Here is a 7,081-nt window from a genome sequence, read left to right on the forward strand (position 1 = left end):
TAAAGTAACCTCTCCATCTGCAAGGGAAGAGGGCTAAGATGAAGATTCTCAACTCGCACAGCCACAATTCTCAAGAATCCGTATAAACCTGTCTGGATTCTGAGAAAATCATGTAAGGTGCCCTTTTATTTGATCAGCTTGAGGAATTCATCCTCGCCGATTATTTTAACACCAAGCTTTCGCGCCTTTTCCAGCTTCGAACCGGGATCGGCGCCCGCCACTACGTACGTCGTCTTCTTGCTTACGCTCGATCCCACCCCTCCGCCGAGCGCCTTTATGCGCGTCTCCGCCTCGCTTCGAGTAAATGATGCGAGCGTTCCGGTTAGCACGAACTGCTGTCCTTTGAACGGCAGGTCTTTCTTCGCGCCTTCGCGTTCCTTCAAAGCGACGCCTGCTTGCTCCAGCCTCTCGATTATACTACGGTTCACAGCTTTTTGGAAAAAGGCTACGATGCTACCCGCTATCTTCGGGCCGATAGCAGGTATCTGCGTCAGTTCCTCTTCGGTTGCTTGCGACAGCGCGTCGATGCTGCCGAAGTGGTTTGCCAGTATGTCTGCGATCTCAGCGCCCACATGCCTTATGCCCAGCGCAAAGATGAGCCTTTCTAAAGATCGACCCTTGCTTTCATCGATGGCTTCGAGCATGTTATTTGCGCTCTTCTCTTCTATACCGTTAATGGTCAGGAGCTGTTCTTTGGTCAGGTAATAGAGGTCGGATGCGTCCTTTACCAGCCCATTTGATATGAGGGATGCTGCTATCTTCTCGCCGACGCCGTCTATATCCATTGCGTTGCGCGAGACGAAGTGCTCGACCAGACGGTGCAACTGCGCCGGGCACGACGCGTTTGTGCACCGCGCTGCGGCCTCGTCCGCTGATTTGTACACCTCGCTGCCGCATGAAGGGCAACGGTCGGGCATGACGAATTCTTTTTCCTCTCCGGTGCGTTTCGATATCACGGGGGCCACGATCTCGGGAATCACATCGCCGGCCCGTTGCACTATCACCGTGTCGCCGATGCGCAGACCTTTGCGCCTGATGTCCTCCTCGTTATGCAGCGTCGCCCGCTTGATCGTAACGCCGCTCACGGAAACAGGCTCGAGAATAGCGTATGGATTGAGGCTTCCGGTGCGGCCCACATTTATGCCTATGTCGAGAAGCTTTGTCGTTGCCTGTATCGCGGGGAACTTGTAGGCCACAGCCCAGCGCGGGTCGTGGCCTACCGCACCCAGCGTCTCCTGCAGCGCGAGGGAGTTGACCTTGATGACGACGCCGTCAGCCTCGAAGTCGAGTTTCTCGCGCCAGTCGCACCAGCGGTGGTAATATCTGGTAGCCTCATCAATGTTTGCGGTCTTAGCGCTGTAGGGACTTATGCGAAATCCAAGCGATTTGAGGTACTCCATCATTTCCCAGTGCGTAGCCGGCGCCTTGACCGACGGGTCGTCGATATAGCCTATGGCGTAGATGTATATATCGAGAGGGCGCCTGGCCGTGACGCGCGGGTCCAACTGTCTAAGCGACCCGGCCGCCGCATTGCGCGGGTTGGCGAACAGCGGCAGTTCCTCCGCGGCGCGCTCCCTATTCAGCTTTTCGAAGCCTTTCTTGGAAAGGTACACCTCGCCGCGCACCTCGAATTTCCGCGGGGCGTTTTTGGGCACGGCCAGCGGTATGCTCTTGATTGTGCGCAGATTTTGCTTGATGTCCTCGCCGCGGAAACCGTCGCCGCGGGTGGCGCCTCTCATTAACTTGCCATCGACATATGTCAGCGCCACGGCGAGCCCGTCCATCTTAAGTTCGCAGACGAAGTCCATGGCCTGGTTTGGAACCAGATTCGAGATTCTCTTGTGCCAGGCGAGCAGTTCATCGTCGGAGAAGACGTTGGCCAGGCTGAGAAGCGGTTTTGGATGCTCGACGGTTCCGAACTCGGCGAGGGGGGCGGCGCCCACGCGCTGGGTGGGGGAGTCGGGGGTGATCAGCTCCGGATGCTGTTCCTCCAGACTGCGCAGGTCGACCATCATGCGGTCGTATTCGGCATCGGATATCTCCGGGCTGTCCAGAGCGTAGTAACGATAACTATGATAGCTGAGCCGCTCCCGCAGCTCAGCTATCTGTTTTTTTGCTGTTTCGATGTCCGGCACGAAGGTTCAACTCCGGCGATTAGAACTTAACCAGCTTCATTGTATATACTTCGGGCAGTTCCATAAGTTTCTTAAGAACAGCTTCGTTGACGGCTTCATCGACATCCAGTATCAGCAGGGCCTTGCCTCTAGGTTCCAGCCGTCCCAGATGCATGGCGCTGATGTTGATATCGGCGTTACCGAGTATGGTGCCTACCGAGCCGATAAGGCCGGGGCGGTCCTTGTGATCGCTGAAGAGGAAGTACCCCTCTCTGGGAATGATGTCGATCCAGAAATCGTTGATCCTGACGATATGGGGCTCTCCCCTGATAGCCGTGCCCGCGACAGTGACGGTTGCGGCTGATGTTTTTAGCTCCACCGTGATTACATTAGTATATACTTCGCATGCCGGGTCTGTTGTCTCGCTGATCTTCAAACCGCGGCGTTGAGCTATCATATTGGCGTTTACTAGATTGACGCGCTCCTCGACGGTGCCCTCGAGCAGGCCGCCCAGGATATTGGCCTTGAGCGCCGAAGTATCGCAGCCGGCGATCTCCCCTTCGTATTTTATGTTGAGGCCCTCCATCTGCCCTTCTCCCAGCTGATAGAGCAGCTTGCCCATCGATTTGGCAACACCTATGAACGGGCCGATGATGGCCAGTGTGGCGGCCGGTATCCTGGGGATGTTAACGGCATAGCGCACCGGTTTATTGTTTAGAACGGCAATAATCTCTTCCGCTACGTCGGTTGAGGCCAGTATCTGTGCCTCGGCTGTGGACGCGGCCAGGTGCGGGGTAACGATGATCTTCTCGTTCTTAAGCAGCGGGTTGTCCGCAGGGGCCGGCTCCTTGGTGAACACATCTACCGCAGCTCCGGCGATCTTGCCGTCCTGCACCGCCTTGCAGAGCAGTTCCTCATCGATGATGCCGCCGCGGGCGCAGTTGATGATACGGACGCCGGGCTTCATCTTGGCGATTTCCTTCTCGCCTATAAGCCCTTTGGTCTTGGCGGAAAGAGGCGTATGCAGCGTAATGAAGTCCGACTCGGCGAGTATCTCATCGAGGGTGACCATCTTAACGCCGAAGTTGGCGGCGAACTCAACCGAAACGAAGGGATCGTGCGCTATGACCCGCATCGCCAATCCGACGGCTCGTTTAGCCACCTCCGAACCCACGTTGCCGAAACCTACGATGCCCAGGGTCTTGTTCCTGAGCTCGGTGCCCATGTATTCTTTGCGTTTCCACTCGCCGGCCCTGAGCTTCTGGTTGGCCTGCGGTATGTGGCGCGCCAGGGCCAGAATAAGGCCGATGGTGTGCTCGGCCGCAGAGATGGTATTGCCTGTAGGGGCGTTCACGACCATGATACCGTTCCTGGTTGCGGCGTCCAGGTCAACGTTGTCCACGCCGACGCCGGCGCGTCCGATCACCTGGAGCTTCTTGCCCGCATCGATGATATCAGCCGTTACCTTGGTCTCGCTTCTCACGGCGATGGCGTCGTACTCTCCGATAATGGCTTTTAGTTCGTCCTTGGAAAGGCCTGTTTTAACGTCAACTTCCGCGTATGCTTTAAGCGCCTCCACGCCCTCTTTGGCGAGGGGGTCGGCGACTAGTATCTTGAATTGGTGACTCATATATCCCCCTTAAAAATTTGGAATGACAAAAGTATTATTGTGGATATTTGCAGAAGCTCTCCCTACGAAGCCAGGCTCGAGGGAGAGCCGGCTCCAATTCCCCCCGTCTTCATCCTTGTTTGTCTAAAAGCTTCTTTCATGATGACATCTATATCGGACAATCCCTATGGTGTCGATTCGATTGTCGGTATACGGTTACATTATAGCCGAAATCATTTCTATTAAAAAGAGTATGCGGTGGAGGTTTTCTGTTAATCGAATTCACCGGGGACTAATACAACATCCTACTTTTGCGAGATCGGAGGATTGGTTTTATCCGGTAAAAATTCTTAGTCCTGTCTGTAATCGTTTTTCACGGTTGTCAATCATTCAAACCTTGGCGCAGCAGGGAAGCTATCTGCTCCAGTTCTTCGATAGTCTCAGGAGTGTCGCCGTGTCCGAAACGCAGAGTCACGGAGTCGTCCCGATAGCGGGGAACCATATGTAGATGGAAATGGGATATAGTTTGTCCCGCGGCGGCTCCGTTTGCCTGTATCAGGTTCAGTCCGCTAGGACTTAATTGTTCCATGATTGCTTTAGCTATGGAGACCGCTACGGCCATTATGCGGGCTCCGGTATCTGACGGCATGGCGTAGATGTCTTCGATATGCCGTTTAGGCAGCACAAGTACATGGCCTGGAGTGGCCGGGTACAGGTCCATAATCGCCAGTATCTCATCGTCTTCCTGAACCACAACGGGGCTTAACTCATGCTTAACCATCTTGCAAAATGGGCAGTTGTTGTTACTCATGCTTGTTTTACCTCATCCTTAGTATAGCAGACGGCAGTGATGACCACGGCTTTCCTAACAGATGTCGATGAAGAATTATTCCCGGCATACTTTGTGGATCAAAGAGAAATGGCTGCCAGACTATCGAGAATGCTCTGCAGCTTTGATTCGAAGTCCCGCAGCTTCTTAATCTCGATATTGACGCTGTCGGCCTGCTGTGTCCGCCGGGTGTGAGCTTCCTGAATAGCGCCCAGAGTGGCTTGGGATACCTCCTCCAATTGCTCGTCTAGGTTCAAAGAAAATCGGCGGAACGTCTTATCCACATTTTTTATTGTTGCCCATCGCAGATTTTCGATATTATGCAGCGTTATGGCCTCTATATCCTGCTGTAACCATTTCTTGATCCTTCGGACGGCCATGCTCCTGGGGAGTATACGCTCGAATATTTCTCTAGGGATGGGGCTCATGGCGGCGCTCCAGTTCTCGGTTACCCAAGAAGGCTTACTGGTCGTCACTATTCTTTCGTCACCTTTACCCGGAGAATACGGTATTTCAAAGAGCTCAGCTGCTGTTCGCCATATTGTCTCGGCCAGATCGTTTGCCTTTTCTTGGTGAGAGCCTAGTATGTCCTGCATGCTCTGGTTGACCAGTCCCGATATTTTGGCCAAGCTTCCGCTGAACAGGTCCGGGATTATATCGGACAAGCGAGCGCTAATATTCTTCTCTATCAACTCGGTGCCGGCGGTATTTTCCAGTGTTTCTGTGAGAATCAGGGATAACTCTCTACGATTCTTCTCTAATTCCGCTGCGCACTCCTGTTCCAGCGTTTCGATAAGTCGTTTCTGGTCTCCAGCAAGAAGGTCATGTGCCAGCTCCCGTTGCCGGTCTATTTCCTTGATTTTCTGATTGAATGTTGCCAGCCTCTGTTCCAGGTCCTCTAAGGGAAGTGTGAGGGAACGCTGTTTCAAGCGAATTTGGAGCAGGCCTTCGCCAATAATGTCACCGGCCTTTCTGGCTATAGCCAGGTTCAGGGTCTGTATCTTCTCCAGGTTGAGGAACTCGACCAGTGAATTCTCCAGCTTTGAAATGCCGCTATCCGCTAATTGCTGGCCGTTGTCCTTCAGCTTCGCCTCCAGCCCGCGGCGTGCCGAGATGCTGAAGATCGGTTCGCTGCTGTCGAGCCCCGCCTGATCCTGCAGCACCTTCTTGAGAAACTCGACTGCTACCTGACGCTCTTTTTCTGAAAGATAATCAACCTTGTTCATCAGGAAAAATGTTTTTACCACCTTATCCCGCACCGTCTTCAGGAACTCTATCTCTACCTGGGTTATAGGCGGGTCGGCGGATACCAGGAACAGCGCCGCGTCGCATTGGGGCAGGAAATTCACGGTGGCCTCGGTGTTATGCTGGAACGTTGAGCCGATACCCGGCGTGTCGATGAGAACCACGCCTTTCTGAAGTAGCGGCGAGGAACACGCTACTTCAACATGCGCCACGCAGAGATGGTTCTTAGAGTTACAGTCCTCGGTAACGTACCGGGAAAGAAGCTCCCTGGCCTCTGCCGCACTCTCAGGGACAAAATCGTGAACGTTGCCGTCCAGGAAAACCACTCTGACTATATGGGTCGCTCCCCAAAATAGAAACGTCGGGACGGATGTGAGTGGAACCACGGCGGAGGGCAGCAGCTCCTCTCCCAGCAGGGCATTGAGCAGGGTGCTCTTCCCTCGTTTGAATTGTCCCAGCACTGCGAGGTGGAAACGGGCCGTAGAAAGCCGCTCCTCTAAGGAGGAGAGATGATTGCGTTCGGATGCGAATTCATCGCCGAGGCCGTCGAGTAGGGCTTGTGCGTCCTTGAGCACGGAAATCAGCGGCGATTCATTTTCGCGAATGGCGTTTAAAGTGTCTGCCCTTATATTTTCGTTCTCCATAATGTAACCTTTTAAAATTACCGTCAGGCAGAGATGTAAAAAAACCTTGCTATAAATAACATAGCCTCTACCTGCAAAGCCAGTAGAGGCTATCATCCCGTTGATTGGCGGGCACTTCGGGATCGCTCCCGGGCGAGCATCATCGCCTTAACTGTTTTTATGATAACAAAAATACAATATGCTGTAAATGTTTTGGAATCGGCGAAATAATTTGGATAAACCTATTGGTTATATATACCGGTTTTATTTCTCAGGGCTTCGAAGAGAGGTTTATCCTGTTTTTCGAGTATGGAGTTAACTTCGCGGAGTGCCGCGATGTAATCGGATACCTCGTTGCCTTTGATCTGGACGCCGCAGTCCTTGGCCAGGGAATCGATGATGGAGAACATCTCTTTCCTGATGAGGCCGTAGAGTTCCTCGCCCTGGATGTGGGCCACGGCTCTGGCCAGGGCCAGGGAAACGGAGAGTATGGCGTTCATGCCCAGGTTCTGCTTGCGCTGCATGGCCGTTGTGGAGGCCTCCGGGTCGTTGGCGGCGAGCTTGCCGCGTTCGGCGGCCAGGTCCCGTTCCAGTTTCAGCAGGGTGGTATCGATATCTCTCAGGGAGAGAGTGGTCAGATTTTTGCCCTCGAAGTGAGGGG

At 53.7% G+C, this 7,081-nt stretch carries 5 protein-coding genes; all 5 read right to left on the reverse strand.

The window, feature by feature from the left end:
* Positions 1–125: 125 nt before the first annotated feature.
* Positions 126–2,126, reverse strand: coding sequence for an NAD-dependent DNA ligase LigA (gene ligA, locus WC562_07680; GenBank protein MFA5056032.1), 2,001 nt, complete (start codon positions 2,124–2,126; stop codon positions 126–128).
* A gap of 28 nt (positions 2,127–2,154) precedes the next feature.
* On the reverse strand, positions 2,155–3,744 hold the full coding sequence (gene serA / locus WC562_07685; GenBank protein MFA5056033.1) for a phosphoglycerate dehydrogenase: 1,590 nt from the start codon (positions 3,742–3,744) through the stop codon (positions 2,155–2,157).
* Positions 3,745–4,105: 361 nt separating this feature from the next.
* A complete protein-coding gene (locus WC562_07690; GenBank protein MFA5056034.1) occupies positions 4,106–4,534 on the reverse strand; it encodes an HIT domain-containing protein in 429 nt (142 codons plus the stop codon).
* Positions 4,535–4,632: 98 nt separating this feature from the next.
* Positions 4,633–6,441: a dynamin family protein gene (locus WC562_07695; GenBank protein ID MFA5056035.1), complete on the reverse strand. Its 1,809-nt coding sequence runs from the start codon at positions 6,439–6,441 to the stop codon at positions 4,633–4,635.
* A 221-nt stretch (positions 6,442–6,662) separates the two neighbouring features.
* Positions 6,663–7,081, reverse strand: a 419-nt coding sequence (locus WC562_07700) for a hypothetical protein (protein ID MFA5056036.1), incomplete at its 5' end; no start/stop codon positions are given.

The sequence above is a fragment of the Dehalococcoidia bacterium genome (assembly GCA_041649635.1).
GTDB lineage: Bacteria > Chloroflexota > Dehalococcoidia > E44-bin15 > E44-bin15 > JAYEHL01.

What these genes read in the sequence shown, in the direction of transcription:
- serA (MFA5056033.1), bottom strand. Translation starts at nt 3,744, where the DNA reads ATGAGTCACCAATTCAAGATACTAGTCGCCGACCCCCTCGCCAAAGAG.
- WC562_07690 (MFA5056034.1), bottom strand. Translation starts at nt 4,534, where the DNA reads ATGAGTAACAACAACTGCCCATTTTGCAAGATGGTTAAGCATGAGTTA.
- WC562_07695 (MFA5056035.1), bottom strand. Translation starts at nt 6,441, where the DNA reads ATGGAGAACGAAAATATAAGGGCAGACACTTTAAACGCCATTCGCGAA.